A 25839-nucleotide genomic window follows, 5' to 3' on the forward strand; every position below is an offset into this window, starting at 1 on the left:
GCTCAGCCGAGCAGGTCGACGAGGAGCCCGCCGGCGAGCACGGCTGCCACGACCAGCACCAGCCGGGCGAACCAGCGGCGGAGCCGGTCGGTGTCCACCCCGGTGCCGAGTCGTGCGGCGACGACGGCGGCGACGACGGCTGCGGCGGTGAAGGCGAGGGTGACCGGCACGTCGAGCGTCGCCTCGCCGGCGTGCGCCGCGAACCCGGCGGCGGAGTTGACCGCCACGACGACCAGGGACGTGCCGATGGCGGTCGGCATCGGCAGGCCGAGGGCCAGGACCAGCACGGGGATGATGAGGAACCCGCCGCCGACGCCGAGCAGGCCGGTGAGGAAGCCGACGACGAGACCGCCGGCGAGCGTCCGCGGCAGGCAGCGGCGCCAGTTCACCCGGCCGCCCTCGACCGCGCAGGCGGTCCCGGTGGCCGGCTTCTCCTGCAGCATCCGGACCCCGGCGCCGACCATCAGGACGGCGAACAGGGCGAGGGTCAGCTCGTCGGGCAGCACCCGGTTGACCGCGGCCCCGGCGAAGGCGGTGGCCGCGCCGGCCGCGCCGAACAGCAGCCCGATCCGCCAGCTGATCTGCCCCTCTCGCAGCCGGGGCAGGAGCGCGACCACCGCGGTGGTGCCGACGACGACCAGCGAGGTGGCGACGGCCTGCTGCAGGTCCTGGCCCGCGAGGTAGACGAGCGCCGGCACGGCGAGGATCGAGCCACCACCGCCGAGCAGCCCGACGAGAGCGCCGATGACCAGGCCGAGGAGGGCCGGGACGGCGATCACCGGGCGGCTCCGGCGGGGGCGGGGGCGGGCATCAGCGGCGGCTGACGAGCCTGCTCAGCCAGCTCCCGGACCGCTCGGGGCGGGGGTGCCCCGGGCACCGCTGTGCGCTGGGGACGCGGGCCATGACCTGCTCGACGTGCTGGCCGCAGCCGGCCCAGGTGGTCCTGCCGCAGGTCGTGCAGGGAACTGCTCGGCACATGGTGGTTCTCCTCGTGGTGGGGGATGGGGAGCCGGTCAGCGGGCGGAGGCGTCGTGCAGCCCGACGGCGGCCGCGCCGGTGCCGGGGTCGTCGTAGCCGCCGTCGACCAGCACGGGCCGGCGGCCGGTGCGGGCGAGCAGGGAGGCGGCGATCGAGGCGCGGTAGCCCGAGCCGCAGTAGACCCACACGTCCCCGTCGGGGACCTCGTCGATCCGGCCGGGCAGGTCGTGGATCGGGATGTGCCGCGAGCCGCGGACCCCACCGCCTGCGCGCTCGTCGGTGCGGCGGGCGTCGAGCACGACCAGGTCGGGGTCGGCGGCCATCGCCGCAGCCAGCCCGGCGAAGTCGCTCACCGGGTAGGAGACCGGCTCCCGGCCGGCGGCCAGGGCCTCGGGGCTGCCGATCGCCGCGCCGGCGAGCCGGTCGATGCCGATGCGGACCAGCTCGCGGCGGGCGTCGGCGACCTGCTCCGCGGTCTCCCCGATCAGCGTGATCGGCGCGCCCCACGGAACGAGCCAGCCGACGTAGGTGACGAAGGTGGCGATCGCCAGCTCGAAGTTCAGCGCCCCGGGCAGGTGGCGGTGCGCGAACGCGGTACGGCTGCGCAGGTCGATCACCCACTCGCCGGCGGCCAGCCGCTCGGCCAGCTCGGCGGGGTCGACCGGCCGTGGCATCGAGAGGTCCACCGGCGCCGGGCCCGCGGCGTTGGCCGGACCCATGTGCGCGTACCAGGCCGGGATCGCGGTGAGCCCGGCGATCAGCTCGTCGACGAAGGTCTGCTCGTCCTGGGTGAGCGCCGGGTTCACCCGGGCCTGCTCGCCGACGGTCGAGGAGTCGCCGCTGGTCGGGGTGGCGGCGCAGAACGAGCCGAACCCGTGGCTGGGGAACACCGGGGTGCCGGCGGGCAGCTCGTCGGCCAGCCGGCGCACCGAGTGGTACTGCGCGTGCGTGAGTTCGTCGGTGTGCTCGGGTCCGACCAGGTCGGTGCGTCCGGTCGAGCCGTACAGCATGGAGCCGCCGGTGAAGACGGCCTGCACGGCGCCGTCGGCGTCGGCGAGCGCGTAGCTGACGTGGTGGTGGGTGTGCCCCGGCGTGTGCAGCACCCGCAGTCGCATCGGGCCGGCCTCGAGCACGTCGCCGTCGGCGGCCGGCACGCGCTCGTACGCCACGTCGTCCCCGGCGGGGACGACGTACCGCGCGCCGACCGTCCGGGCGAGCTCGAGGCCGCCGGTCAGGTAGTCGTTGTGCAGGTGGGTCTCCAGGACCAGCGCGATGCGCACGCCGCGCTTCCCGGCCGACGCCAGCACGCGGTCGATGTCGCGCTGGGGGTCGATCACGACGCCGACCCCACCGTCGCTGACCAGGTAGCTGCGGTCGCCGAGGCCGGTGGTCTCGATGATGTCGATCTGCATGACGGCTCCTTGTACGGTACGGGGCAGGGGTATCTGCGAGGCAAATGAAAGCGTCAGACGCTCGGGCGGCCCGTCAGGCGAGGGAGAGGAACAGGCGCTCGAGCTCGCGCAGGTCGACCTCGCGGCTCTCGCCGTCCTCGTTGGTCGAGCAGTGGCGCATCCCGGTGGAGACGACGGCGAAGCCGGCCTTGCTCAGCGCCTTGGAGGCGGCGGCCAGCTGGGTGACGACGGCCGAGCAGTCCCGGCCGTCCTCGATCATGCGGACGATGCCGCCGATCTGGCCCTCGATGCGCTTGAGCCGCTTGACGACGTCGGCGAGTTCGCCCTGGGGGATGTCCACATCTCCATCATGGATACCCCCCGGGGTATGTGCAACCGTCACCCGCGGTGAGCCGTCGCACAGCTGCTCCGCGGACGGCGGACCCGCCCTCAGTCCTCCGGGGACGGGCCGGGGCCGGCCTCGGGCCACCAGCCCCAGCCGGCGATCGTGCGGCTGCCGTCCACGACGCGGAAGGCGTCGGTGGGCAGGTCGTAGTCGAGCTCGACCAGCGCGCCCCACGTGACGTCCGCGGAGGTGTCGGGGAGGAAGCCGCGGTACCGGGTGATCCCGGCGACCTCGTCCACCGTGCCGTAGGCCCCGCCCTTGTTGTCGACGATGAGCAGGCCCGGGTCGTCGGAGAATGTGTCCCCGAGGACCAGCAGGTCGATCGCCTCCACCATCCCGTCGGCCACCCGGGGCGGCTCCACGCAGGGCATGTTGAAGCCGATCGGCCAGTCCAGCGCCACCGACTTCCCCTCGAACAGCTCGGTCAGAGGCTGCCCCACCACCCGGTAGGGCTCCGCCACGGCCAGCCAGCCCCCTGCGGTCAGGTTCTGGTCGGTCAGCCGGTAGCGCACCAGCGCGGCCCCCTCGGGGAACTCCCGCGAGGCGCCGACCAGCCGGCGGGTCCAGCTGCCCTCCCCGACGCTGGTGTCCTCGGAGTCCTCGTCGTCCTCGTCGCCGAGTTCGATGTCCGAGCCCCTGCAGGACGCGTCCCTCCGCGTCCCCGTACTCGGCGACCGCGGTCGTGCCGTCGTCCGGTCGCCCGGCCAGGCCCATCCCCAGCACCTCCCGCTGGGTCAGCTCGCGGATGTCGAACCAGGGCGTGACCACCTCCGTGGTCCGGTCGACCGCGTCGTCGTCGCGGGTGGTCCACCGCTCGGCGCCCTGCGGGACCACGAGCCGGTCGCCGGAGCCGTTGGCCGGGGAGGCGTCGTCGTCGGCCGGGGGTGAGGCCTGCCCGCCCACGTCGGCCACCGGCAGCCGTCCCGTCCCGGTCAGGGCCACGGCGTCGTCGGCCAGACCGCATCCCGGGTCCCCGATCAGCGCCGAGGTGGTGTCCCCGGCCATCGACCAGGTGTTGCGCAGCAGGATGTTGGCCGCCGCGCCGCTCGCCGTGAGCACCATGACCGACGCGGCCAGCGCCGCCACCGCGATGCTGATCGGCGCCTCGGGCCAGGGCCTGCCGGAGACCTCGCCGGGCGAGGCGGCGCGGCGCCGGTACCACCAGAGGGCTCCGACGACGGCGAGGGCGCCGAGCAGCCACGCCGCCGGGTTCCCCAGCACTGCCGGGAGGTCCCGGACGACCCGGTAGCCCGAGTACTCCACCGGGTGGTTGCCCGCGTGGAAGGCGAGCGCGACGGTCAGCGCGAGACCGACGGTGAGCGCCAGGGACGCCCAGCGGTCGGGTCGGCGGCGCACGAGCACCGCGACGGCCACGGTGAGCAGCAGCGCCCCCGGGGCCGCCAGCGCACCGAAGTGGTGGGTCCACTTGGTGGGGGAGAGGAAGAAGGTCAGGTTGGCCGCGACGTAGGCCAGCGCCGGCACCGCCCACGTGACGCGCCTCGTCGAGTGGCGGGTGACCCGCGTGAGAACCGCCGTGACACCGACCAGCAGGGCGAGGGTCAGCAGGACCACCAGCTGGCGGGTGAACGTCCGCTGGGCCAGTTCCGGGCCCATGGTCAGGTAGTAGTAGCGCAGCACCTCCTTGTACCAGGGCTGCACCGGCCCGACCTCGCGGTGCACCCGGAGGGCGGTGGTCGCGGTGGCCAGGGTCGCGTCGGAGAAGACGATCGTCGAGGCCGCGCTCGCCGAGGCCACCAGCAGGGCCAGCGTCGCCCACAGCCCCAGCGCCGAACGGCGCAACAGCGGCCACAGGCGGGGGAGCAGCACGACGAGGGTGGCCGCGCACGCCAGCCCCGAGGCGGTGATGGTCACCGCGGTGCCGGCGATCAGCGCGGCCACGCCGAGCAGCCACACCCGCTCCCGGCGGATCGCCTGCAGCGCCAGCGCCAGCGTGCCCGCCCAGGCGAGGGTGATGAGGAACTCGGGCCGGGCGCCGATGTTCCAGGGCAGCCACCAGGCGAGCAGGGCCAGGCCCGCCACGACGCGCAGCGCGGGGTGCGGCCGGTCGACCAGCAGCGGCACGAGCTGGCGGCTGAGCAGCCACCACACCGCGAGGCCCGCCGCCAGGGAGGGCAGCCGCAGCACCAGCGGCTGGGTGGAGAGCTCCGTCAGCGGCGCCAGCAGGGTCTGGTGCAGGACGAAGGGGATCTCGGGGACGTTGAAGAAACGGAACTGGTTGCCGACGTAACCCGCGGAGTCCAGCGTGCGCGCCTCGGCGCTGTAGTAGTAGTCGTCGGTGTTGATGAACCCGATGAGGGTCCACACGACCAGGGTGACGACGACGCCGGCGTCGGCCAGCAGCCCCCACAGCCGGCCGCTCCGGTCGGCCGGCGGCCCGACCAGCGGGGGCAGCGGCTCGCGGTGCCGGCGGGACGGCGCGGGGCCGGCCCGCCAGAGCAGCCACAGGCAGCCGAGCAGCGCGGCGACGTGCCCGACGACGAGCGCCGTCTTCAGCGTCGTGGGCGAGGTCTGGAACCGGGCGTCCGGGTGCGCGGTGACCGAGGGCGACGCGCCGTCGGCGGCGGTGAGGTCGGTGGTGAACGCGGTGATCTCGGGGACGCCGAGGCCCGGCCGCTCGCCGAGCAGCTCCGGCTCGGCGCCGGGCTGCTCGAGGGTCACGGTGGTGCCGGACTGGAGGGCCGCGATGACGAACGTGCAGTCAGCGGAGTCCGGGACGTCGCCGCTCCACAGCTCCTCGCCCGAGGAGATGATCCGCATGTTCGTGCCGGTGACCGACGCGCGCAGCCCGCGCGCGGTGCCCCGCTCGGAGTCGCGCAGCGTCGTCGCGAGCAGCACGCCCCGCGCCGCACCCGGCTCCTGGCGCTCGGCCAGGGCGGTGACGGCCGCGCAGGGGATCTCGGCCCGCACGTCGATCGGCCGGTAGGGCATGAACAGGGCGACGGTCGACTGCGGATCCGCGGGGTCCAGCGGCCACTGCACCTCGGGGGTGTCCACCCGCACCGGTGCCAGGGGCAGCGCCACCGCGAGCACGAGGGCGAGGGCGGCGAGCGCCCAGGCGAGCACCCGGCGGGGGTCCCGGCGGCCGCCCGCGGCCGCGCCGGCGTCCGGATCGGTCGGGGTAGCGGGGTCCGTCGTCGCGGGGGAGGCGCTCATGCGCCGCGGGCGGGGGGCCGGGCCGCGGGGGACGTCACGCGGGGGAGTGTAGGGATTCCTCCTCGGAGTCCCGGTCAGCCCGGGCGACCGAGCTGCCGGACTCCGTCGACCCGCAACCCGAGGGTTGCGGTGACCCGTTCGGTCGCCGCCCGCGCCGCGAGCCGGTCGGGGTCGGCGTTGCGGCAGAGGACCAGCGAGGCCCCCGCGGCGAGGGGCGCGAGCAGCCAGGCGACCGGCCCGGCCTCCTCCGCGGTGCGGTCGTCGACCAGCACGCGGTCGCCCTCCCCGAGCCCGAGCCGGCCGGCCAGCTCCCCGGCGGCCGCGGTCAGGCTGCCGAGGGTCAGCGCGGCCTCGCCGACGAGCAGCCCCGGGTCGTCGGGGTCGGGCTGCTGGTGCGGGAAGAAGACGTCGCCGTGCACCCGGACCTCGGCCGCGAAGTCGCGGGCGGGGCCGGTGTAGCCGGTCATGCCCAGCCCGAGCGGGTGCAGGGACAGCCCCCACAGCTCGGTCGCCGCCTCGCCCAGCGCCTCCTGCACGGCGGGGAGGCGGTCCTGCGCGGCGAGCACCACGTCGGCGCCGACCGCCCGGCCCTCGTCCTCGAGCGCCGTGTCGAGCACCGCAGCGCCGCAGCTCCAGGTGGCCAGCAGCACCGCGGCGGTCTGCCAGTGCACCGGCAACGCCAGCGCGACGGTGCCGCCGGGGCCGACGTCGCATTCGTCCTGCAGCAGGTTGGCCGTCTTGGCCACCCAGTTGGCCAGCGTCGCGGCGGAGAGCTCCACCCGCTCGTCGGTCGCGTCGTCGTAGGCGGTCAGCAGCGGCGTGGCCGGGGAGCGGCGCAGCGCGGCGGCGAGCAGGTCGGCCGGGGAGGTGGGCACGGCACCAGGGTGTCAGGCGCGGTGGGGACCGGGCGGTCCGCCCCGGCGTCGCCCCGCGAGGGGGGTGCGGCCCGTCTAGAGTCGGGAGCCGATGACCGCACCGAGCGCTGCCCTGACCCGGATGGACCACGCGGTGCTCCGCTCGACCCGCCGCGCGCTGGGCGGGACGCCCGCGGTGCCGGTGGCCCGCGGGCTCTCGCACTTCGGCGAGCACGCCCTGGGCTGGCTGGCGCTCGGCGCCGCCGGCTGGGCCTCCGGCCGCCGCCAGGACGAGTGGGCCGCCGGCGTCGTGGGCGTCGTCGCCGCGCACGCGGCCGGCGTCGTCGTCAAGCGCGTGGTGCGCCGGGTGCGCCCCTCCCTCGAGGACGTGCCGGCCCTGGTCGGGACGCCGAGCCGGCTGTCCTTCCCCAGCGCGCACAGCTGCTCCACCGCCGCGGCCGCCGTGGGCTTCGGGCCGGTGGTGGGCCGTCCTCCGATGGTGGCGGTGACCGCCGTCATGCTGGTCTCGCGGGTGCTGCTGGGCGTTCACTACCCGACGGACGTGGTCTCGGGCGCGGCGCTCGGGGCCGGTGTGGCCACGGTCGTGCGGCGCCGCATGCTCCGCCACCCCGTGCAGAGAGACGCAGGCAGGCAGTCATGACCGTGCACCCCCAGTCGAGCACCGCTCCGCCCGCCGAGGAGCCGCCGGCCCCGGCGGCCGGGGGCTCCGCGCACCCGGCGCCGCTCGCCCCGCGCCTGCCGGGCTTCCGCGGCACCTTCGCGTGGGGGCTGGTCCGGGCGCTGCGCCCCCGCCAGTGGGTCAAGAACGTGCTCGTGCTGGCCGCGCCCCTGGCCGCCGGTGAGATCTTCAACGCCGAGGTGATGCGGCCGACCGCTGTCGCCTTCCTGCTCTTCTGCCTCTCGGCCTCCGCCGTCTACCTGGTCAACGACACGATCGACGTCGAGGAGGACCGGCGGCACCCGCGCAAGCGGTTCCGGCCGATCGCCGCCGGCATCGTGCCGCGCTGGCTGGCGCTGGCGATGGCCGCCGTGCTGCTCGTCGTCGCGCTGACCGCCGCCGCGCTGCTGACCCGCCCCGAGCTGGCCTTCGTCCTGGGCAGCTACGTGGTCATCCAGCTCGCCTACTGCGTGTTCCTCAAGAACCAGCCGGTGATCGACCTCGCCGTCGTCGCCTCGGGGTTCCTGCTGCGCGGCATCGCCGGCGGTGTCGCGGCCGGCCTGCTGCTCTCGCAGTGGTTCCTGCTGGTGGCCGCCTTCGGCTCGCTGTTCATGGTGGCCGGCAAGCGGTACTCCGAGCTCGTCCTGGTCGGCGACGCCGCCGCGACGCGCAAGACGCTCAAGGAGTACTCGCCCAGCTACCTGCGCTTCGTCTGGAGCCTGTCCGCCGGCGTGGCCGTCACCGCCTACAGCCTGTGGGCCTTCGAGATGGGGGAGACCCAGGACGGCGTCCCGTGGTCGACGATCTCGATCGCCCCGTTCGTGATGGCGATCCTGCGGTACGCCGTGGACGTCGACCGGGGTGCCGCCGGCGCGCCCGAGGAGATCGTCCTGCGCGACCGCGTCCTGCTCTTCCTCGGTGTGCTGTGGGTCGTGACCATGGCGTTGGGAGTCTTCGATGTCTGAGACGACGCTGCTCAACGGGTGGGGGCGCACCGCGCCCACGCCCGCCGTCCTCACCCCGGTGCACGGCGACGCCGAGGTGCGCGCCGTCCTGGCCCGGGCCGCCGCCGGCGGCCGGGGCGTGGTGCCGCGCGGCCTGGGGCGCAGCTACGGCGACGCGGCGCAGAACGCCGGCGGGCACGTGCTCGACATGACCACGGCCGACCAGGTGCTCGCCTTCGACCCGGAGACCGGGCTGGTCGACGTCGAGGCCGGCATCTCGCTCGACGAGCTGATGAACCGCTTCGTGCCCGAGGGCTTCTTCGTCCCGGTCACACCCGGGACGCGGTTGGTGACCGTCGGCGGCGCGATCGGCGCCGACATCCACGGCAAGAACCACCACGTCGCGGGCAGCTTCGCCCAGCACGTCCGCTGGCTGGACCTGCTCACCGCCGACGGCCAGGTGCACCGGGTGAGCCCCGAGCAGGACCCGGACCTGTTCTGGGCCACCGCCGGCGGCATGGGCCTGACCGGGGTCATCCTGCGCGCGCAGGTGCAGATGAAGAAGATCGAGTCCTCGCGCTGCCTGGTCGACACCGACCGCACGCCCGACCTCGATTCGCTCATGACGCTGCTGAGCGAGACCGACCACCTCTACGAGTACTCGGTGGCCTGGATCGACACCCTGGCCAAGGGCAAGCGGATGGGCCGCTCGGTGGTGACCCGCGGCCGGTTCGCCACGCTCGACGAGCTGCCCGCCAAGCACCGCGCCGACCCGCTGAAGTACCACGGCTCGATCAAGGTGAAGGTCCCCGACGTCTTCCCGCCCGGGCTGCTCAACCTCGCGACCGTCGCCGCCTTCAACGAGGTCTGGTACCGGAAGGCCCCGAAGCGCAAGCGCGACCAGCTGCAGAGCATCCCGACCTTCTTCCACCCGCTCGACGCGGTCGGGGGCTGGAACCGCATCTACGGCCCGCGGGGCTTCGTGCAGTACCAGGTCACCGTCCCGTTCGGGCAGGAGGAGGCCATGCGGGAGATCCTCGACCGGCTCAGCGCCTTCGGGACGGCGTCGTTCCTCGCGGTGCTCAAGCGCTTCGGCCCGGGCAACCCCGGCATGCTCTCCTACCCGTCGCCGGGCTGGACCCTGGCGCTGGACATCCCCGTCATGAAGGGGCTGGCCGGGCTGCTGGACTCCCTCGACGAGGTCGTCGTCGCCGCCGAGGGGCGGACCTACCTGGCCAAGGACTCCCGGGTGCGCCCGGAGACGTTCGCGACGATGTACCCGCGGCTCGAGGACTTCCGCGCTGTCCGCCGCCGGGTCGACCCCGACGGCGTCTTCACGTCCGACCTGGCCAGGAGGCTCTCCCTGTGATCGACGCCCTGGGTTCGCCCGGCTCGCTGCTGCTCGTCGGTGGCACGTCCGACATCGCCGTCGCCACCGCGAAGCGGTACCTGCAGGAGCGGCCGCTGCGCGTCGTCGTCGCGGCCCGGGACACCCCGCGCCGGGCCGCGGTGGCCGACGAGCTGCGCACCGCGGGCGCCGAGGTGGAGGTCGTCGACTTCGACGCCGACGACGAGGCCGCGCCCGAGCGCGTGGTGGCGGCCGCGGCCGCGGGCGGCGACATCGACGTCGCCGTCATCGCCTTCGGCCAGCTCGGCGACCAGGAGCAGCTCGCCGGCGACCCCGCCGCTGCGGCCGCGCTGGGCCGGGTGAACTACGTGGCACCGGTCGTCGTCGGCACCGTGCTCGCCAACCGGATGCGCACCCAGGGGCACGGGGCGATCGTGGCGCTGTCCTCGGTCGCGGGGGAGCGGGCCCGCCGGTCCAACTACGTGTACGGCTCGACCAAGGCCGGCGTCGACGCCTTCTTCTCCGGCCTGGCCGACTCCCTCGTCGGCACCGGCGTCTCCGTGCTGGTCGTCCGGCCGGGCTTCGTCCGGTCCAAGATGACCGAGGGGCTGCCCGACGCGCCGCTGTCCACGACCCCGGAGGCGGTCGCCGAGGCGATCGTCACCGGCGTCCGGAAGGGCCGGCACACCGTCTGGATTCCCGGCGCGATGCGCGTGGTCATGAGCGGGCTGCGGCACACCCCGCGCGCGGTCTTCCGGCGGCTGCCCTTCTAGCCGGGCGGCGGCTGCCTCAGTTGATGCAGCCGGTGTCCGCGGCGGTGCGCTGGTCCTCGGGCGCGGCGGCCTCGGTCGGCTCCGGCGCGGTCACCGGCACGCCGACGCCGTTGAAGTCCGAGCCCAGGACCAGGTGGACGGTCCCGCGGCTGGGCTCGTCGGAGGCGACGAGGACCGCGCCCGGGACGGCCGCGGCCAGCGTGGCGGCGAGCTGCTCGTCGCCGGCGGCGTAGCGGATCTCGGTGGCCTCGTAGTCGCGGCTGTCCGCGTTGCCGGTGGTGGTGACGGGGAAGCCCTGCTCCTCCAGCTCGGTCTTGGTGGAGGCGGCCAGGCCCGAGGTGCCCGAACCGTTGTAGACGGCGACGGAGACCTCCGAGGCCGGGACGGGATCGGGCGCGTCGGCGGGCGGCGGCGGGGTGGTGCCCGGCGCCGGCTCCGGCTCGGCGGAGAGGTCGGCGAAGAACGCGCGCAGCGCCTTCTGGTCGGCCAGCCGGACGATCGAGCCCGCCTCGGGGTCGCGGTCGGTGCCGACGTTGGGCACCGTCTGGAACTGGATGCTGTCCGGCGTCACCGACTGCATCTGGGCGGCCAGATCGAGCAGCTTGAGGTCCTCGTCGACGGTGAGCGAGTCGGCGGCGGCCTCGACCAGCCGGCGCTGCTTGCCGAGGTCGAGCAGCACGTTGTCCGACAGCATCTTGCGGATCATCCCGGCCATGAAGGTCTGCTGGCGGACGATCCGGTCCAGGTCGCCGCGGGGCAGGTCGTAGCGCTGCCGGACGAAGGAGAGCGCCTGCTCGCCCTGGATCGTCTGCACACCCGCGGGCAGGTCGACGCCGGAGTTGGCCTCCTTGACCGGGGCGCAGAGGTTCACCTCGACGCCGCCGACGACCTCGGAGAGCTTGAAGAAGCCGAGCAGGTCGACCTCCGCGTAGTGGTCGATCGACAGCCCGGTGACCCCGCTGATCGTCTGGATCAGCAGCTGGGCCCCGGCCGCCTGGCGCTCGGCGTCCGACGCGTCGTCGCCGGCCTCCTGGTAGTAGCCGTAGGCGTAGGCGGAGTTCAGCTTGTGCTTGCCGTAGCCGGGGATCTCGACGAACGAGTCGCGCGGGAAGGAGACGAAGGACGCCTTCGACCCGTCGGCCGGCACGTGCACCAGGATCATCGTGTCGGTGTTGACGCCGTCGTTGGCCTCGGTGTTGAGCTGGGCCAGCTCCTCCTCGCTGGCGCTGGCCCGGCTGTCGCTGCCGACGAGCAGCAGGTTCATCGCGTCGCCGTTGCCCTCGTTGCCGGTGTCCGGGATGGCGTCGGTGCGGTTCATGCTCGCGTCGGCGACCTGACCGAGGTACCAGCCCCAGCCGCTGCCGGCGAGCAGCGCCGCCGAGACCACCGCGGTGGCGACCCGGCCCGCGACGACCGCGCGCCGGCGCCCGGCACCGCCGCGCCCGGCCCGGGCGTCCGCCCGGCGCTCGCGCCGCGACGGCGCGCCCGCGCGCGGGTCGAGCCGGGCGGGGAGGGGGCGGTCGCCGTTGTCCGTCATGCACGTCCTCACGTCGGGCGGGCCGGCTCGGGTGGAGCTGTCCGGGAGCCGAGGTCCCGCGGCGCAGGCCTCCCAGGGTAGGTCCGGGAACGGCCCGAACCGGGGAGTGACGCCGATGTGACCTCCGCCGCCGCGGACCCACGAGACCGCTCCGTTCCCGGACGCCCCACCCGTCCCGCTACCCGCGGACGCGCAGCAGGACCGACGTCGGCCCCTCCTCCGTCTCCACGGAGCCGAGGTCGGTGGTGCCCGCGTTCCCGAGGGTCTGCTCGTGCTCGCGCGACCCGGTGGCCGCGAACACCAGGGCCACGTCCTCGTCGCCGGGGCCGACCCGGTCGGCACCGAAGAGCTCCACCGAGCGCCGGTCGACCGTGACGTCGACGCCCTCGGCGACCAGCCCGTTGACGACGCCGGCCGCGACCGGCCACACCTCCGGCGTGGCGATCTCCACGTGCACCGCGCGGGTGCCGGTGCCTTCCAGCGCGTCGTCGACCAGGGCCGTGGCCCCGACGACGCCGTAGGCCGACGGCAGCCCCACGGCCGCCCGCCCGAGCGACACCCCGGCCACCACCGACCCGGCCACCACGACGACGGCGACGGGCACCAGGACGGAGGTGCGCGCCAGGTCGAGCCGGCGGCCCGCGCCGCCTTCACCGCGGGCGGCGAACCGGTCGTGCAGCAGGTGCATCGCGCCGACCGCCGTCGCCACGGGCAGCGCCGCGACCCAGAGGACGAGGTACCAGTAGAGGACGCCGGTGACGGTGACGGCGGCGAGGAAGGCCGCCGCCAGGGCGGCGCAGAGGACCGCGCCCCACCACGTGCCGGCGGGCGAGCCCCAGCGCCGGCCCAGCACCACCAGGGCGACCGCGGCCAGCACCTGGACGGCCAGGACGAGTGCCACGGACAGCGGGAGGCTGCTGACGTCCATCTCCCACGGTCCGGGGTCCCGGTCGTAGGGCGTCATCGAGAGCATGCGGCCCACGGCGATCAGGGCCTGCGCGGGCGATGGCCGGCCGCCGGGCTCCTCGTGGTTGACGAAGAAGCTGACCAGCCGGACGAGGTTCCCCTCGCGGAGCGGCGAGGTCAGCTGCTCGAGGACCGGGGGGACCCACACCGCCACCAGGAGCGCGCCCAGGCCGACGGTCCAGCGGGTGGACCGGACCCGGGACGAGGCATCGGCATCGGCATCGGCATCGGCATCGACGTCGGTCGCGGGTGCCGTCGTCCGCCGGGCGCGGCGGGCGAGGACGAACGAGGCGCCGGCGGTGAGGACCACGAGCCCGACCAGCGGCGCGGTCCCGACGTGCGTCTGGGCGAGGAAGCTGCCGCTGAGCAGCATCGCCAGCAGGGCGGGCCAGGTGCCGGTGTGCACCCGGGCGGCGAGCACGAGGAAGAGCAGCGTCCCGAGCAGCAGCGCGTAGGGGCTCCACACGTCGACGAACATCTCGGCCGGCATGCGCAGCACGAAGGCCAGTACGGCGCCCGCGGTCGCGAGGGTGAGCAGCGGCCGCCCCAGGCGGTGGACGGCGAGCACGACGGCGAGCGCCAGCAGCCCGTTGACCAGCACGCCGGCGGCCATCAGCGCGACGTCGTCCCCGCCGAACAGCCGCATCGGCGGCGCCAGCAGGTAGAACCACAGCGGGCCGGGGTGCGACCAGCCGTAGCGCGAGTAGGGCCCGAGCTCCCGCTCGAGGGTGCTCGCCTCGTGCACCGACAGGCCGGTCAGCGCCTGGTCGCCGTCGAAGCGGAACGCGTCGTCGACGCCGCCCAGCACCCGGAGGACGCCGATGCCGAAGGCGGCGACGACGGCCAGCGCCGCCACCAGGACCGCCCACCGCGCGGACCGCCCCCCGCGAGGGGGCGGTCCGGCGGTGCGGGCCGGTGCGGCGGCTGCCGTCGAGCGCTCGGGAGCCACGGGTCCGTCCTCGGCGCTGCGGTGCGCGGTCAGTTCGACGGGGCCGGCGGCGTCCGGGCGATCACCGCGTAGTCCTGGGGGCCGAAGAGCACCTCGTTGAGCACGCCGAAGCCCTTGTTCACCGACCCGGCGAGCTCGCGGGCCCACTCCGGGGCGTCCTCGCCCAGCTCGGTCATCGGCAGGTGGTAGTCCTCCGCCGGGCTGTAGAAGCGCAGCCGGACGTCCCGGAAGCCGGCCTTCTCGCAGAGGAAGGCCAGCAGGCTCGGGTGCAGCGGGCGGACGTGCGTCGGGTCCAGCAGGTAGGAGTTGCCCAGGACGATGAGCGAGGCGGGGTTGGGCGTCTCGCTGATGAAGACCGAGTCGGGGCCGAGCTTCACCACCGCGAGCTCCAGCAGCTCGATCATGTCGTCGAGCTCGAGGTGCTCGAGGACGTGGGTGGTGATGATCGCGCCCAGCGAGCCGTCCGGGACCGAGCGCAGCCAGTCGCCGGCCAGCTCCTCGTGCACGGTGATGCCGCGGGCGCGCGCCTCGGCGGCCATCCCCGGGTCGGGCTCGATCCCGATGACCTCGATCCCGCGTTCGGCGAGCATCCCCAGCAGCTCGCCGCGGCCGCAGCCGACGTCCACGACGGGCTGGTGGTCCGAGAGCAGCTCGGCGTAGCGGTCGACCAGGGTGTGCAGGATGGCGTCCGGGTCGCCCCGGAACCGCCGCTCGAAGCCCACGTAGTCGAACAGCGTCGAGGAGAGAACGGGGGCGTCGCCGTCGGCCGGCCGGGGGCGCGGCGGCAGGTCCGCGGCGGCGGTGCCCGGCGACGACGGCGGGGGAGAGGTGGTGCCGGCGGTCCGCAGCCGGCGCTCCAGCGCGTACACCGACTCGCGCAGCTCGGCGTAGCGGGCGCCCGCAGCCGGCCAGCCCGGTGCCGGGCGCGAACGCCATGCCGAGCTCGTCGAGGGTGCTCTGGACGTGCCGCAGCTCGCCCTTGAGCAGCTCCAGGTTCACGTGCGCGCTGTGCACGGTGTCGTCGCGCTCGCGGATGCGCTGCGGATCCAGCCCGCCGCGGTCGGCGACCTCCCGCACCTGGGCCAGCGCCGGATCCCCGTCGAGGACGTCGACGACCATCCGGTGCACCCGCTGCCCCACCCGGGCCTCGGCGCGGCGGACCACGGGAGCCAGCCCGCGCCGGGCCAGCCCGGCCGCGGCGCGTCGACCGCGGCCGGCCACGCGGGTCGCGACCTGCCCCCACCGGCGCGGCTCCGGGGACGGCTCCGGGGGAGCCGCCGGCTGCTCGGCCGGGACGCCGGCGCCGCGCAGCCGCTCGACGGCCTCGGCACTGGTCGGGTCGGGGGTGCTCACGGGTGCTCCTCTCGGTCCGGTCGCCAGCCGGAGGTGACGGCGCCCGGCAGCCCGGCGGTCGCCGCCCGGGCGCGCCGGCGGACGAGGCTGTGCGGCGGGGTGCCCAGCTCGTCCATGGCCGCGGTCAAGCCTGACACGGTGCTGTGGGCCGGCGGGCGGACGCCGAGGCGGCGGCACAGCTCCGCGGCCACCGCGGCCGGGCGCCGGCAGCAGGCGGCCTGCCAACCGCGGCGGGCGAGGCCGGCGGCCCGGAGCTCGTCGTCGGCGAGCCCGGCCGCGAGCCGGGTCCGGACGGCGGGGTCGTCGTCGACCAGCACGTCCTCGCCCGGGGTGAGACCGAGCAGGCGGGCGCTCGCGGCGTCGGTGACGGCGGGGGCGGCCCAGGCCAGGGCGGTCCACAGGTCCTCGCCGGTGGCGACGACGGCGGAGGCCAGTGCGGCCAGCGTGGGCCAGGTGTCGCGCGCCGCGACGGCCGGTTGCTCCCCGGGGACGCCCCAGGAGACGCCGTCGGACCGGGACTCGCCGACCAGCCGCGCGGGCAGCTCGCGCACCCGGCGTAGGCCGGCGCGGGTGAACGGCAGGACCGGCCGGGCGTGCTCGGGCCAGGCGCGCAGGGACACCTGCAGGTCGTCGGGCCGGCCGTGCCCTGCGTCGGCGAGGACCGGGACGCCGGCTCCGGCCGCCGGTGCGGCGTCCTCGCCGGCCATCCACCAGACCGCGTACGGCGCCACCGGCCGCCGGGGGCGGACGTCGCTGCAGTAGAGGTGCGCCACCACGCCCTCGGGCAGCGCCTCGCGCTCGGACGCCGCCACCGGCTGCACGCCCGGCGGGAGCGCGGAGAGCACCGCGTTGAGGCCGTCGGGCACGTCCCGGCCGATGTGCACGGCCAGGCGGACGGGGGCGGTCACGGTGCCGTGAGCCGGGCCACGACGTCGGCCCAGGACAGGCCGGCGACGCGCTCCCGGCCCGCCGCCCCGAGCCGCTGGGCGAGCCCGGGGTCCTCGGCCAGCCGCCGGACGGCGGCGGCGAGGCCGTCGGGGGTGCCGTCGCAGACCAGCCCGGTGACGCCGTCCTCGACCCAGTCGAGCACCGCGCCGGAGTCGGCCGCGCAGATGACCGGCTTGCCGGCGTAGAACGCCTGGAGCGTGGTGTAGCCGTAGTCCTCGTCCTCGGGCACGTAGACGACGGCGAGCGCCCCGGCGTAGAGCTCCACCAGCTCGTCGTCGGCCACGAAGCCGGGCAGCTCGACCCGGCCGGACAGCCCGGCGCCGGCGACCTGCCCGCGCAGCTGCTCGAGCAGCTCGCCGCGGCCGGCCATGACCGCGCGGGTCGGCGCGGCCACCCGGGTCATCGCCTCGACCAGCAGCTGCGGGCGCTTGTTGGCCTCCTGGCGCTGCACCGAGAGCACGTAGTCGCCGAACCCGCCCGGGTGCAGGACGTCGTGCAGCGGCGGAGGGTGGGCCAGCGGCGTGCTGTCCAGGCCGTTGAAGCGGGCCAGCCGCCGGCTGACGACGCCGGAGTTGCTGAAGACCTTCTGCGCCTCGGACAGCGCGGCGATGTCCCACTCGGTCATCAGCCGCTGCTCCTCGAGGCTGACGTCGTCCCAGTCGAAGTCCGACCAGGAGGCGCCGGCCTCGAACCCGTCGTAGGCGCCGCGGTGCTGGTGCAGCAGCCAGACGACCTTGTTCGGGTGCTGCACGAAGTAGGACGGGAAGTTGGTGGCGATGACGAGGTCGGCGTCGATCGGGACCATGCGCCAGGCCAGCGGGGAGTCGAAGAGCCGGCCCTTCTCCCAGGCCACCGGCAGGCGCACGAGGTCGACGCGGTGCCCGGCCGCCTCGAGGGCCGCGACCAGGTTCTCCTGGTGCTGCTCGGCGCCTCCGCGGACGAAGGGCTTCTGCGCCCCGCACACGACGATGTCCACGTGACCGCCCTCCGCACCCGGGGGCGTCCCCCGCTTCTCGTCCCGACGGGGAACCCTAACCGGTGCCGGCTGTGGCCCGCGGGACGAGCGGGGACGGTGGGCGGGCTGTTCCGTGGTGCATCCCTCACCTCGCCGCGGTCGGCCTCGGGAAGGCGAACCGAGAGGGACCGGTACGTACGATCGCTGCCATGCCAGGACAGCTTCGGGGTGCCACCCCGCCCGCGGGAACGCGGACCGTGGGGCCCGCCGCCGGTGCCGGCGAGGTGCCCCTCGAGGACCAGCCGATGGAGCGGGTGAACCAGCCGGTCTCCTTCTGGCGGGGGTTCGGCCCGACCGTCCGGGACGTCTGGGCCTACCGGGAGCTGCTCGGCCAGCTGATCCGCAAAGAGCTGAAGGTCAAGTACAAGGACAGCGTCCTGGGCTTCCTGTGGACCCTGCTGCGCCCCCTGCTGTACCTGCTGGTCTACGCGGTGGCGATCGGCGTCTTCCTCGGCTCGGGGCGGGTCATCCCCGACTTCGGCATCTACCTGTTCACCGGGCTGCTGGCCTGGACGCTGTTCACCGACATCATCGGCGGCTGCACCGGCTCGATCGTCGGCAACGCGGGCCTGGTGAAGAAGGTGTACTTCCCGCGCGAGCTCTTCCCGCTGGCGGTCGTGGGTGCGGCGCTGGTCAACGTGCTGCTGCAGGCGGTCATCCTCGTCCTCGCCTACGTCGCGACCTGGAACTTCCCGTCCGTGGGGGACCTCGGGCTGGTCCCGCTCGCGCTCCTGGCCCTGGTGCTCTTCTCCGTCGGCCTGGGCCTGCTGCTCGCCGCCAGCAACGTCTTCCTCCGCGACGTCACGCACCTGGTCGAGGTCGGCCTGCTGCTGTGGTTCTGGATGACGCCGATCGTCTACGACTGGACCAAGGTCCGGACCACGCTCACCGTCGACAACGACCTCGCGTGGCTGTTCCAGGTCTACCTGGCCAACCCGATGGCCAACGTCGTGCTGGCCTTCCAGCGGGCGCTGTGGCCCGGTGGGCAGACCGAGGCCGGAGCGGCCTTCTACTACGACGGCAACCTGTACCTGCGTCTCGGTGTGATAATCGCCTTCGGCGCCGTCTTCGTCTGGTTCGCCCAGCGGGTCTTCGCCCGCTCCCAGGGCAACTTCGCCCAGGAGCTCTGACCCCCATGACCGACGTCATCCGCGTCAGCGGCGTCTCCAAGCAGTTCGCGCTGCGCAAGGACAAGTCGCTCAAGGAGCGCCTCGTCAACGCGCGGCGGTCCCGCGAGAACGCCGAGGAGTTCTGGGCGCTGCGCGACATCGACGTGACCTTCGCCTCGGGCAGCACCACCGGCCTGATCGGGCACAACGGCTCCGGCAAGAGCACCCTGCTCAAGATCATCGGCGGGATCCTCACGCCGACCACGGGCTACGTCGAGCGGCGGGGCCGGCTGGCGGCGCTGCTCGAGCTCGGCGCCGGGTTCCACGGCGACCTCACCGGCCGCGAGAACGTCTACCTCAACGCCGCGATCCTCGGGCTCACCCGCAAGCAGACCGACGCCTACTTCGACGAGATCGTCGACTTCTCCGGGATCGAGAGCTTCATCGACACCCAGGTGAAGTTCTACTCCAGCGGCAATGTACGTGCGGCTGGCCTTCGCCGTGGCCGTGCACGTGGACCCGGAGATCCTGCTGGTCGACGAGGTGCTCTCGGTCGGTGACGAGCCCTTCCAGCGCAAGTGCCTGGACCGCATCCGGCGCTTCCAGCGCGAGGGCCGCACGATCGTCTTCGTCAGCCACAGCCTGGACCAGGTGCGCCAGCTGTGCGACCGCGCCGTCCTGCTCGACCACGGCCGGCAGGTCGTCGACGGGACGCCCACCGAGGCGGTCCGCGCCTTCCGCGACCTGAACCAGGCCGCGGAGGAGGCGGAGGAGGAGAAGAACGTCGACCTCGCCGCCCAGGGCACCCGCCGGGTGACGATCTCCGAGGTCTCGGTCGCCGACTCCGACGGCCGGCCGGTGCGCACGCTGCCCTCCGGCGCGGGGCTGCAGGTGCGCTTCCGCGTCGACCCGGGCAGCCGGCTGGACGACTGGATCGTCGGCGTCGCGGTCGAGGACAGCGGCGGCCAGGTGGTCTGGGGCGCCAACAGCGACATGCAGGGCTTCACCCTGCCCGAGCTGAGCGGCGGCCCCGAGGAGGTCACCGTGGAGTTCCCGGAGGTGCCGCTGTCCGAGGGCGTCTACCAGGTGAGCGTCGCCGTGGCCTCGACGGGGAACCGCACCGTCTACCACCGGGTCAACCGGGTGGCGACGTTCCGCGTGGTCACCGACGCCTACGAGGACGGTGCGGTGCACCTGGCCCCGGGGTACCGGGTCGCCGACCGGGCCGTGCCGCGGGGCGGCGTGCCGCTGGACAGCGTGGCCGGTGAGCGCTGACGTGCCGGCCGCAGCAGAGCACCGATCGAAGGGGGACGACATGAGCTCGACGGGGGCTCCGGACCGCCGGGGACGGATCGGCCTCGTGCCCGCCCGGTTCGGCGAGGGGATGGTCGGCGGCGCCGAGATCGTGCTCGCCGAGATGGGCAGGCGGCTGCGTGACCGCGGCTGGGACGTCGAGGTCCTGACCACCTGCGCGCTGGACCACTTCGGCTGGGAGAACGTCCTGCCGGCGGGGGAGTCGGTCGAGCAGGGGCTGGCGGTCCGCCGGTTCCCCGCCGTCTTCGACGACGACGCCGAGCGCGGCTGGCTCAACCACGCCGTCGCCACCGGTCAGCCGCTCGGGCTGGTCGAGCAGCAGCGGTGGATGAACGCCAACATGCGCTCGCCGGAGATGTACCACCACCTGCTCGACCACGGCGACGAGTACCGGGCGCTGGTCTTCGCGCCCTACATGTTCTGGCCCGCCTACGCCGGCAGCCAGCTGCTGCCGGACAAGAGCGTGCTGCTGGCCTGCCTGCACGACGAGCCGGCCGCCTACCTCGACCTCTTCGCGCCGGTCCTGTCCGGCATCGCCGGGCTGCTGTTCATGACCGAGCCCGAGCACGAGCTGGCCCACCGGGTGTCGCCGAAGCTGGCGCCGCACTCCGTCGTCGGCTGCGGGGTGGAGATCCCGGAGAGCTACGACGCCGCGGGGTTCAAGGAGCGGTACGGGCTGCCCGACCGCTTCGTGCTCTACGCGGGCCGGCGCGAGGGCGCCAAGGGCTGGGAGGACATGCTCGCCGCGTTCGGCCGCGCGGTCGAGGGCGGCCTGCCGCTGTCGCTGGTCACGTTCGGCTCGGGCGAGGTCCACCCGCCGGCGTCGCTGGAGGGCAAGGTGTTCGACCTGGGCTTCCTGCCCGACGCGGAGCGGGACAACGCCTTCGCCGCGGCCGAGGTCTACATCCAGTCCAGCCGGTACGAGGCGTTCTCGCGCACGGTCATGGAGGCCTGGCTGGCCGGCACCCCGGTCATCGCCAACGGCGGCAGCGACGTCGTGCGCTGGCACTGCGAGCGCTCCGGAGCCGGGCTGGTCTACGACGACGAGGCCGAGTTCGTCGAGTGCCTGCGCCTGGTGGCCGAGGCGCCGGAGCTGGCCCGCCGGCTGGCGAAGGGCGGGCGCGACTACGTGCTCGAGCACTACACCTGGGAGCAGATGCTCGACGGCGTCGAGAAGGGACTCGTGGAATGGACGACGGCGCCGTGACGGCACCGCGCGAGCGGGTGCTGATGATCTCCCCGTACCCCCCGGTGCGGGACGGCATCGCCTCCTACGCCCTGCAGACGGTGCGCGCGCTGCGCCGCGAGGGCCTCGACGTCGAGGTGCTCTCGCCCGGCCCGAGCGCCGCCCACCACCACCTGGACCTGCGCGGCCCGCGCGGTGCCCTGGCGCTGGCCAAGCGGATCCGGGACTACGACCGGGTGATTGTCCAGTTCCACCCCGACTTCTTCTACACCGAGCCGGGCCGGGCGAAGGCCCGCATGGTCGAGAGCGCCGCGCTGATGGTGCCCTTCGCCCTCGCCCGCCGGCTCGAGGTCGTGGTGCACGAGATCGACGGCCGGTTCGGCGACCCCCGCCGTCCCGACGGCCAGGTGGCCCGCCGGCTGTGGCACCTGCCGGAGTCGATCAAGGTGCACACCGCCTCCGAGCGGGACGCCTTCATCGCCGACTTCGGCGTGGACCCCGCCAAGGTCGAGCTGATCGCGCACGGGGCGGACTTCCGCCCGCACACGCACCTGGATCGGGCGGCCGCCCGCGCCTCCCTGGACATCGAGCCCGATGCCTTCGTCTTCCTGGCGATCGGCTTCGTCCAGCCGTCCAAGGGCTTCGACCGGGCGGTCGAGGCCTTCGACGGGCTCGCGGTCGCCGGCGCCCGGCTCGACGTCGTCGGCTCGGTCCGGACCGACGAGCCGGACATGGTCCGGTACGCCAGCGACCTCGTCGAGCTCGCCGAGGGCGTGGACGGCGCCACGGTGCACCTGGGCTACGTGAGCGACGAGCTCTTCGACCGCTGGATCGTCGCCGCCGACGTCGTGGTGCTGCCCTACCGGGCCATCTGGTCGTCGGGGGTCATGGAGCGGGCCGCCCTGTTCGACCGGCCGGTCATCGCCACCCGGGTCGGCGGACTGGCCGAGCAGGCGGCGGCCCGGGCGGACGTCCGGCTCGTGGACGACGACGCCGAGCTGCGCGCCGCGATGATCGAGCGCCTCCCGCTGGAGCACGTCCCCGCCACCGCCAGCTGGACCGAGGAGGTGCTGCCCGAGGGCGGCGACCTGCGCACCGGGCTGCAGGAGCGGGTGCGGGAGCGGGCCTCGACCCGGCCCTCGCTCACCCGGTCCGGCGCGGCCGGCACCCGCGCCGGGTCCGCCTCCTCGGCCGCCGAGGTCGCCCAGCGCTCGGCGCCGCTGCGCCGGCTGCCCTACCTCGGCCCGCCGGACACCAACCACGGCCGCCGGTCGGTGCGGCTGGTGAAGCGGGTCCTGCGCAAGGCGACGGCGTTCCAGGTCGACCCGCTGCTGGCCCGGGTCAACGAGCTCCAGGCCGCCACGATCCGGGCCCTCGAGGCCGAGGCCCGCGCGGCCCAGGTCCGTGAGGTCGAGACCCGTGGGGTCGAGGCCCGTGACGGCCGTGGCGCGGAGGCCGCCGGCAGCTGACCCGTCCGGCGCGGCGCTCCGGCCCTCCTCCGCGGAGGCGGGCCGGAGCGCCGTGTCAGTTCCGGGCCCGCAGCGTCAGGCCGGCTGGTCCGCTGCCGGCTCCGCGACGTCCGCGGCGACCATGGCGGCGACCATCCCGGCGAAGTCGACCGTCGGCGCCCAGCCCAGCCGCGTCCGCAGCCGGGTCGAGTCGCCGACCAGCACCTCGGCGTCGGCCGGGCGGACCAGCGCCGCGTCGGAGACGACGTAGGGCCGCCAGTCGGCGATGCCGACCTGGGCGAACGCGGTCTCCACGAGGTCGAACAGGCTGTGCGACTCGCCGGTGGCCACGACGTAGTCGTCGGGGGTCTCCGCGTCCGCCGCGAGCACCATCGCCCGCGTGTAGTCCGGCGCCCAGCCCCAGTCGCGGTGCACCGCCAGGTTGCCCAGCGTCAGCCGGTCCGCCCGGCCCGCGGCGATGGCCGCGACCCCGGCGGTGATCTTCCGGGTGACGAAGCGGTGCGGGCGGCGCGGCGACTCGTGGTTGAACAGCACCAGCGAGCTGGCGTGCAGCCCGCGCTGCCGGTACATCCCCACGGCCTGGTGGGCGAACGCCTTGGCCGCGCCGTAGGGGTTCACGGCGGAGACCGGGCACGCCTCGTCGATCGGCGTCCGGCCCGAGCCGGCGAAGACCTCGGCGCTGGAGGCCTGCACGAACCGGGTCGGCGCCGCGCCGCGCTCGGTGCGCTGGAACAGGTGCTCCAGCAGGCCGAGGACGGGGCGGGCGTTGACCTCCAGGGCGCCGACCGGGTCCTCCCAGGACGCGGCGACGCTGGACATGCCGGCCAGGTTGAACAGCCGGTCGGGTGAGACCTCGTCGACCAGCGCGGTCAGCGCGGGGAGGTCGCGGAGGTCGGCCTCGTGGACGACGAGGGAGTCCCCGAGGGCGCGCAGGTGCTCCGGCACCCCCGCGGGGTCGTGCGCGGGGGAGACGACGCCGTGGACGACGTGGCCGGCCGCGACGAGCTGCTCCGCGAGGTAGCCGCCGTCCTGACCGGCCAGGCCGGTGACCAGAGCGGTGGCCACGTCAGCCGGCCAGGCTGCGCTGCTCGTCGAGGTCCGAGTCGACCATCATCGTGATGAGCTGCTCGAAGCCCACCTTCGGCTCCCAGCCGAGGGCGGCCCGGGCCTTGGAGGCGTCGCCGATGAGCAGGTCGACCTCGGCCGGCCGCATGAAGGCGGGGTTCTGCACCACGTAGGAGGACCAGTCGTCGATGCCGACGTGCCGGAAGGCGACGTCCAGCAGCTCCCGGATGGAGTGGGTCTCGCCGGTGGAGATGACGTAGTCGTCGGCCTGCTCCTGCTGCAGCATCAGCCACATCGCCTCGACGTAGTCGCCGGCGAACCCCCAGTCGCGGCGGGCGTCCAGGTTGCCCAGCTCGATGTTCTGCTGCAGCCCCAGGGAGATGCGGGCGACCGCCCGGGTGACCTTGCGGGTGACGAACTCCGGCCCGCGGCGCGGCGACTCGTGGTTGAACAGGATGCCGGAGGAGGCGTGCATCCCGTAGGACTCGCGGTAGTTGATGGTCATGTAGTGGCCGAAGACCTTGGCCACGCCGTAGGGCGACCGCGGCCAGAGCAGCGTCTCCTCGGACTGCGGGACCTGCTGCACCTTGCCGAACATCTCCGAGCTGGACGCCTGGTAGAAGCGCACCTTGGCGGGGTCGTCGCCGCAGTACAGCCGGGTGGCCTCGAGCATGTTGAGCACGCCCTTGCCGGTGACGTCCGACGTCAGGTGGGCGTTCTCCCACGAGTACGCGACGAAGGAGATCGCGCCGAGGTTGTAGATCTCGTCCGGCTGCGCCGCGTGCACGGCGCGCAGCAGGCTGGAGAGGTCGGTCAGGTCGCCGAACAGCAGCTTGAGCCCCGGGATCCGCTGCACCAGCTCGACCTTGGGGTTGTTCTGGCCCCGGACCAGGCCGTAGACGGTGTAGCCCTTGCCGAGCAGGAGCTCGGCGAGGTAGAGGCCGTCCTGCCCGGTGACACCGGTGATCAAGGCCGTTGGCATGCGTCGCCCCTCGTTGCGTGATGCTGCGTTGGTGGTCCGGCGGGTGCGCGGTCCAGCGGTGCCCTGCCGGGACGCCCGGCGTTCCGACGCACCCGGGGAGATTAGCCCAGCCGGGCGTGGTCCCGAGTGGCGACGGCCGGTCAGCCGGCCGAGCGGGCGAGCGCGTAGGCGGCCCGGGTGCGGTCGGCGCAGGTCGCCCAGCTGAACGTGGCCGCGTGCTCCCGGCGGGCCGCCGCGACCTCGCCGGGCTCCTCGAGCGGGAGCGCGGCCAGCGCCTCGGCCAGGGCGTCGACGTCGCCGACGGGCACGTACCGCCCGTGCCCGCCCAGCACCTCGCGCATGACCGGGAGGTCGCTCACCACCACCGGCCGGCCGCAGGCCAGGGCCTCCAGCGGCGGCAGCCCGAAGCCCTCGTACCGCGACGGGAACGCCAGGCCCCGGCTGCCGGCCACCACCCGGCGCAGCTCCTCGTCGTCGAGGAAGCCGGTCAGGTGCACCGTGCCGGCGGGCAGCCGGCTGAGGTCCAGCGCCGCGCCCCACCCCTCCGGGCCCACCAGCACGAGGTGGGGGGCGGTCGGGTCGGCGCGCAGCACCTGGTCGAAGGCGTCGACCAGCGTCTGCAGCCCCTTGCGCGGTTCGAGCGTGCCGACGGCGACGACGTAGTCGGCGGGCAGGCCCCGGGCGGCCAGCCAGGCGGCATCCGGGCGCTCCGTGCCGAGCCAGGTCGGCGAGACCCCGAGGGGGGTGGCCAGGACGCGGGCCGGGTCGGTGCCGTACTCGGCGACGACCTCGTCGGCGACCGCCCGGCTGGGCGTCACGACGACGGCGGCGCGGTCGATGCTGCGCGGCACCAGGTCGCGGTAGGCCAGCGAGGCGGCGTCGACGGCGTCCCGGGTGCGGAGGAAGGACAGGTCGTGCACGGTCACCACGCCGGTGGCCCGGCCCACCGGCGGCAGCACGAAGTTGGTGGCGTGGAAGAGGTCGACCCGACCCGTGGACCAGGAGACCGGCGGGACCTCGGCGTGCCGCCACAGCTCGCGCAGCACGCGGGCCGGCATCCGCCGCGCCCGCACCTCCACCGACGGCGGGAGCAGCTCGCGCAGCCGATCGGTGCCGCGGAACGTGAACGCGGTCGCCACGACCTCGTCGCCCGGCGCCGCGGCCAGGGCGCGCACCAGCTCCCCGGTGTACCGGCCGACGCCGGTGCGGGGGCCGAGCAGCGGGGTGGCGTCCAGTCCGATTCGCACCGCGGCATCGTCGCGCACCTAGGGTCGGGGCGTGCGGGTCGGAGTGGTCGTGGAGCAGCTGCTGGCCCCCGTGCCCGGCGGGACGGGGCGGTACGCCGCCGAGGTCGCCGAGGCGCTGGCGGCCACGGCCGCCCCGGAGGACGACGTCGCCG

Annotated in this window: 22 protein-coding genes and 1 pseudogene; 9 read left to right on the plus strand and 14 right to left on the minus strand. The window is 74.7% G+C overall.

Going from position 1 to position 25839, the window contains the following annotated elements; translation table 11 throughout:
- Positions 1-2 precede the first annotated feature (2 nt).
- The 6 genes and pseudogenes from JKP76_RS08380 to JKP76_RS08395 all read right to left on the minus strand — a co-directional run bounded on the left by JKP76_RS08380 (position 3) and on the right by JKP76_RS08395 (position 6824).
- The gene (locus JKP76_RS08380; protein ID WP_309229897.1) at positions 3-779 is read right to left on the minus strand and encodes a sulfite exporter TauE/SafE family protein; all 777 of its coding nucleotides are present in this window, start codon (positions 777-779) and stop codon (positions 3-5) included.
- Positions 780-1013: 234 nt separating this feature from the next.
- The gene (locus JKP76_RS08385; protein WP_200490416.1) at positions 1014-2390 is read right to left on the minus strand and encodes a rhodanese-like domain-containing protein; all 1377 of its coding nucleotides are present in this window, start codon (positions 2388-2390) and stop codon (positions 1014-1016) included.
- A gap of 73 nt (positions 2391-2463) precedes the next feature.
- Positions 2464-2859, minus strand: a complete 396-nt coding sequence (locus tag JKP76_RS23970; RefSeq protein ID WP_375335647.1) for a metal-sensitive transcriptional regulator — start codon at positions 2857-2859, stop codon at positions 2464-2466.
- Positions 2820-3287: an arabinosyltransferase C-terminal domain-containing protein gene (locus tag JKP76_RS23975; RefSeq protein WP_375335648.1), complete on the minus strand. Its 468-nt coding sequence runs from the start codon at positions 3285-3287 to the stop codon at positions 2820-2822. The genes JKP76_RS23970 and JKP76_RS23975 overlap by 40 nt, the downstream gene beginning before the upstream one ends.
- 664 nt (positions 3288-3951) lie before the next feature.
- Positions 3952-5949 (minus strand): annotated as a pseudogene (locus JKP76_RS23980) (arabinosyltransferase domain-containing protein); the annotation flags it as partial.
- 74 nt (positions 5950-6023) lie between these two features.
- Positions 6024-6824, minus strand: a complete 801-nt coding sequence (locus tag JKP76_RS08395; RefSeq protein ID WP_200490420.1) for a TIGR03089 family protein — start codon at positions 6822-6824, stop codon at positions 6024-6026.
- A 91-nt stretch (positions 6825-6915) separates the two neighbouring features.
- On the opposite strand from JKP76_RS08395, the gene JKP76_RS08400 reads away from it, so the two are divergent.
- Genes JKP76_RS08400 through JKP76_RS08415 form a run of 4 tightly spaced genes read left to right on the plus strand, consistent with a single transcriptional unit; the run spans position 6916 to position 10547 of the window.
- On the plus strand, positions 6916-7464 hold the full coding sequence (locus JKP76_RS08400) for a phosphatase PAP2 family protein (protein WP_200490422.1): 549 nt from the start codon (positions 6916-6918) through the stop codon (positions 7462-7464).
- Complete coding sequence (locus tag JKP76_RS08405) at positions 7461-8447, plus strand: decaprenyl-phosphate phosphoribosyltransferase (protein ID WP_200490424.1); 987 nt, start codon at positions 7461-7463, stop codon at positions 8445-8447. Before JKP76_RS08400 ends, JKP76_RS08405 begins: the two co-directional genes overlap by 4 nt.
- Positions 8440-9795: an FAD-binding oxidoreductase gene (locus tag JKP76_RS08410; protein ID WP_200490426.1), complete on the plus strand. Its 1356-nt coding sequence runs from the start codon at positions 8440-8442 to the stop codon at positions 9793-9795. The genes JKP76_RS08405 and JKP76_RS08410 overlap by 8 nt, the downstream gene beginning before the upstream one ends.
- Positions 9792-10547 carry a decaprenylphospho-beta-D-erythro-pentofuranosid-2-ulose 2-reductase gene (locus tag JKP76_RS08415; protein WP_200490428.1) on the plus strand — a complete coding sequence of 252 codons (756 nt, stop codon included), beginning with the start codon at positions 9792-9794 and terminating at the stop codon, positions 10545-10547. The genes JKP76_RS08410 and JKP76_RS08415 overlap by 4 nt, the downstream gene beginning before the upstream one ends.
- A gap of 16 nt (positions 10548-10563) precedes the next feature.
- Here the strand turns inward: JKP76_RS08415 and JKP76_RS08420 are convergent, their stop codons facing one another.
- The 5 genes from JKP76_RS08420 to JKP76_RS20660 all read right to left on the minus strand — a co-directional run bounded on the left by JKP76_RS08420 (position 10564) and on the right by JKP76_RS20660 (position 17276).
- Complete coding sequence (locus JKP76_RS08420; RefSeq protein WP_200490431.1) at positions 10564-12084, minus strand: LCP family protein; 1521 nt, start codon at positions 12082-12084, stop codon at positions 10564-10566.
- Between the two features lie 178 nt (positions 12085-12262).
- Complete coding sequence (locus tag JKP76_RS08425) at positions 12263-13999, minus strand: hypothetical protein (protein WP_200490433.1); 1737 nt, start codon at positions 13997-13999, stop codon at positions 12263-12265.
- 29 nt (positions 14000-14028) lie between these two features.
- Positions 14029-14868 carry a bifunctional 2-polyprenyl-6-hydroxyphenol methylase/3-demethylubiquinol 3-O-methyltransferase UbiG gene (locus tag JKP76_RS08430; RefSeq protein WP_200490435.1) on the minus strand — a complete coding sequence of 280 codons (840 nt, stop codon included), beginning with the start codon at positions 14866-14868 and terminating at the stop codon, positions 14029-14031.
- A gap of 480 nt (positions 14869-15348) precedes the next feature.
- Complete coding sequence (locus tag JKP76_RS08435) at positions 15349-16260, minus strand: hypothetical protein (protein ID WP_200490437.1); 912 nt, start codon at positions 16258-16260, stop codon at positions 15349-15351.
- Complete coding sequence (locus JKP76_RS20660) at positions 16257-17276, minus strand: glycosyltransferase family 4 protein (RefSeq protein ID WP_200490439.1); 1020 nt, start codon at positions 17274-17276, stop codon at positions 16257-16259. Before JKP76_RS20660 ends, JKP76_RS08435 begins: the two co-directional genes overlap by 4 nt.
- A gap of 188 nt (positions 17277-17464) precedes the next feature.
- On the opposite strand from JKP76_RS20660, the gene JKP76_RS08445 reads away from it, so the two are divergent.
- The 5 genes from JKP76_RS08445 to JKP76_RS08465 are packed head-to-tail and all read left to right on the plus strand — an operon-like array spanning position 17465 to position 22393.
- Positions 17465-18445, plus strand: coding sequence for an ABC transporter permease (locus JKP76_RS08445; protein ID WP_200490441.1), 981 nt, complete (start codon positions 17465-17467; stop codon positions 18443-18445).
- A 5-nt stretch (positions 18446-18450) separates the two neighbouring features.
- Positions 18451-18984, plus strand: a complete 534-nt coding sequence (locus JKP76_RS08450; RefSeq protein WP_200490443.1) for an ABC transporter ATP-binding protein — start codon at positions 18451-18453, stop codon at positions 18982-18984.
- Entirely contained in the window at positions 18902-19699 is a 798-nt protein-coding gene (locus tag JKP76_RS08455; RefSeq protein ID WP_200490444.1) for an ABC transporter ATP-binding protein, read from the plus strand. Before JKP76_RS08450 ends, JKP76_RS08455 begins: the two co-directional genes overlap by 83 nt.
- 40 nt (positions 19700-19739) lie before the next feature.
- On the plus strand, positions 19740-20945 hold the full coding sequence (locus tag JKP76_RS08460; RefSeq protein ID WP_200490446.1) for a glycosyltransferase family 4 protein: 1206 nt from the start codon (positions 19740-19742) through the stop codon (positions 20943-20945).
- A complete protein-coding gene (locus tag JKP76_RS08465) occupies positions 20942-22393 on the plus strand; it encodes a glycosyltransferase family 4 protein (RefSeq protein WP_200490448.1) in 1452 nt (483 codons plus the stop codon). Before JKP76_RS08460 ends, JKP76_RS08465 begins: the two co-directional genes overlap by 4 nt.
- A 75-nt stretch (positions 22394-22468) precedes the next feature.
- Here the strand turns inward: JKP76_RS08465 and JKP76_RS08470 are convergent, their stop codons facing one another.
- From JKP76_RS08470 to JKP76_RS08480, 3 genes are all read right to left on the minus strand, one after another.
- Complete coding sequence (locus JKP76_RS08470; RefSeq protein WP_200490449.1) at positions 22469-23458, minus strand: GDP-mannose 4,6-dehydratase; 990 nt, start codon at positions 23456-23458, stop codon at positions 22469-22471.
- A 1-nt stretch (position 23459) separates the two neighbouring features.
- Complete coding sequence (locus JKP76_RS08475) at positions 23460-24440, minus strand: GDP-mannose 4,6-dehydratase (RefSeq protein WP_200490452.1); 981 nt, start codon at positions 24438-24440, stop codon at positions 23460-23462.
- Between the two features lie 140 nt (positions 24441-24580).
- Positions 24581-25687 (minus strand): glycosyltransferase family 1 protein, encoded by a 1107-nt coding sequence (locus JKP76_RS08480; RefSeq protein WP_200490458.1) that lies wholly within the window; start codon positions 25685-25687, stop codon positions 24581-24583.
- Positions 25688-25839: the final 152 nt, after the last annotated feature.

Origin of the sequence: Blastococcus sp. TML/C7B, assembly GCF_016612845.1 — a bacterium.
GTDB lineage: Bacteria > Actinomycetota > Actinomycetes > Mycobacteriales > Geodermatophilaceae > Blastococcus.

Coding starts and splice junctions, on each gene's coding strand:
- JKP76_RS08385 (WP_200490416.1), bottom strand. CDS start 2,390: ATGCAGATCGACATCATCGAGACCACCGGCCTCGGCGACCGCAGCTAC.
- JKP76_RS08400 (WP_200490422.1), top strand. CDS start 6,916: ATGACCGCACCGAGCGCTGCCCTGACCCGGATGGACCACGCGGTGCTC.
- JKP76_RS08405 (WP_200490424.1), top strand. CDS start 7,461: ATGACCGTGCACCCCCAGTCGAGCACCGCTCCGCCCGCCGAGGAGCCG.
- JKP76_RS08410 (WP_200490426.1), top strand. CDS start 8,440: ATGTCTGAGACGACGCTGCTCAACGGGTGGGGGCGCACCGCGCCCACG.
- JKP76_RS08420 (WP_200490431.1), bottom strand. CDS start 12,084: ATGACGGACAACGGCGACCGCCCCCTCCCCGCCCGGCTCGACCCGCGC.
- JKP76_RS08445 (WP_200490441.1), top strand. CDS start 17,465: ATGCCAGGACAGCTTCGGGGTGCCACCCCGCCCGCGGGAACGCGGACC.
- JKP76_RS08450 (WP_200490443.1), top strand. CDS start 18,451: ATGACCGACGTCATCCGCGTCAGCGGCGTCTCCAAGCAGTTCGCGCTG.
- JKP76_RS08455 (WP_200490444.1), top strand. CDS start 18,902: ATGTACGTGCGGCTGGCCTTCGCCGTGGCCGTGCACGTGGACCCGGAG.
- JKP76_RS08460 (WP_200490446.1), top strand. CDS start 19,740: ATGAGCTCGACGGGGGCTCCGGACCGCCGGGGACGGATCGGCCTCGTG.
- JKP76_RS08475 (WP_200490452.1), bottom strand. CDS start 24,440: ATGCCAACGGCCTTGATCACCGGTGTCACCGGGCAGGACGGCCTCTAC.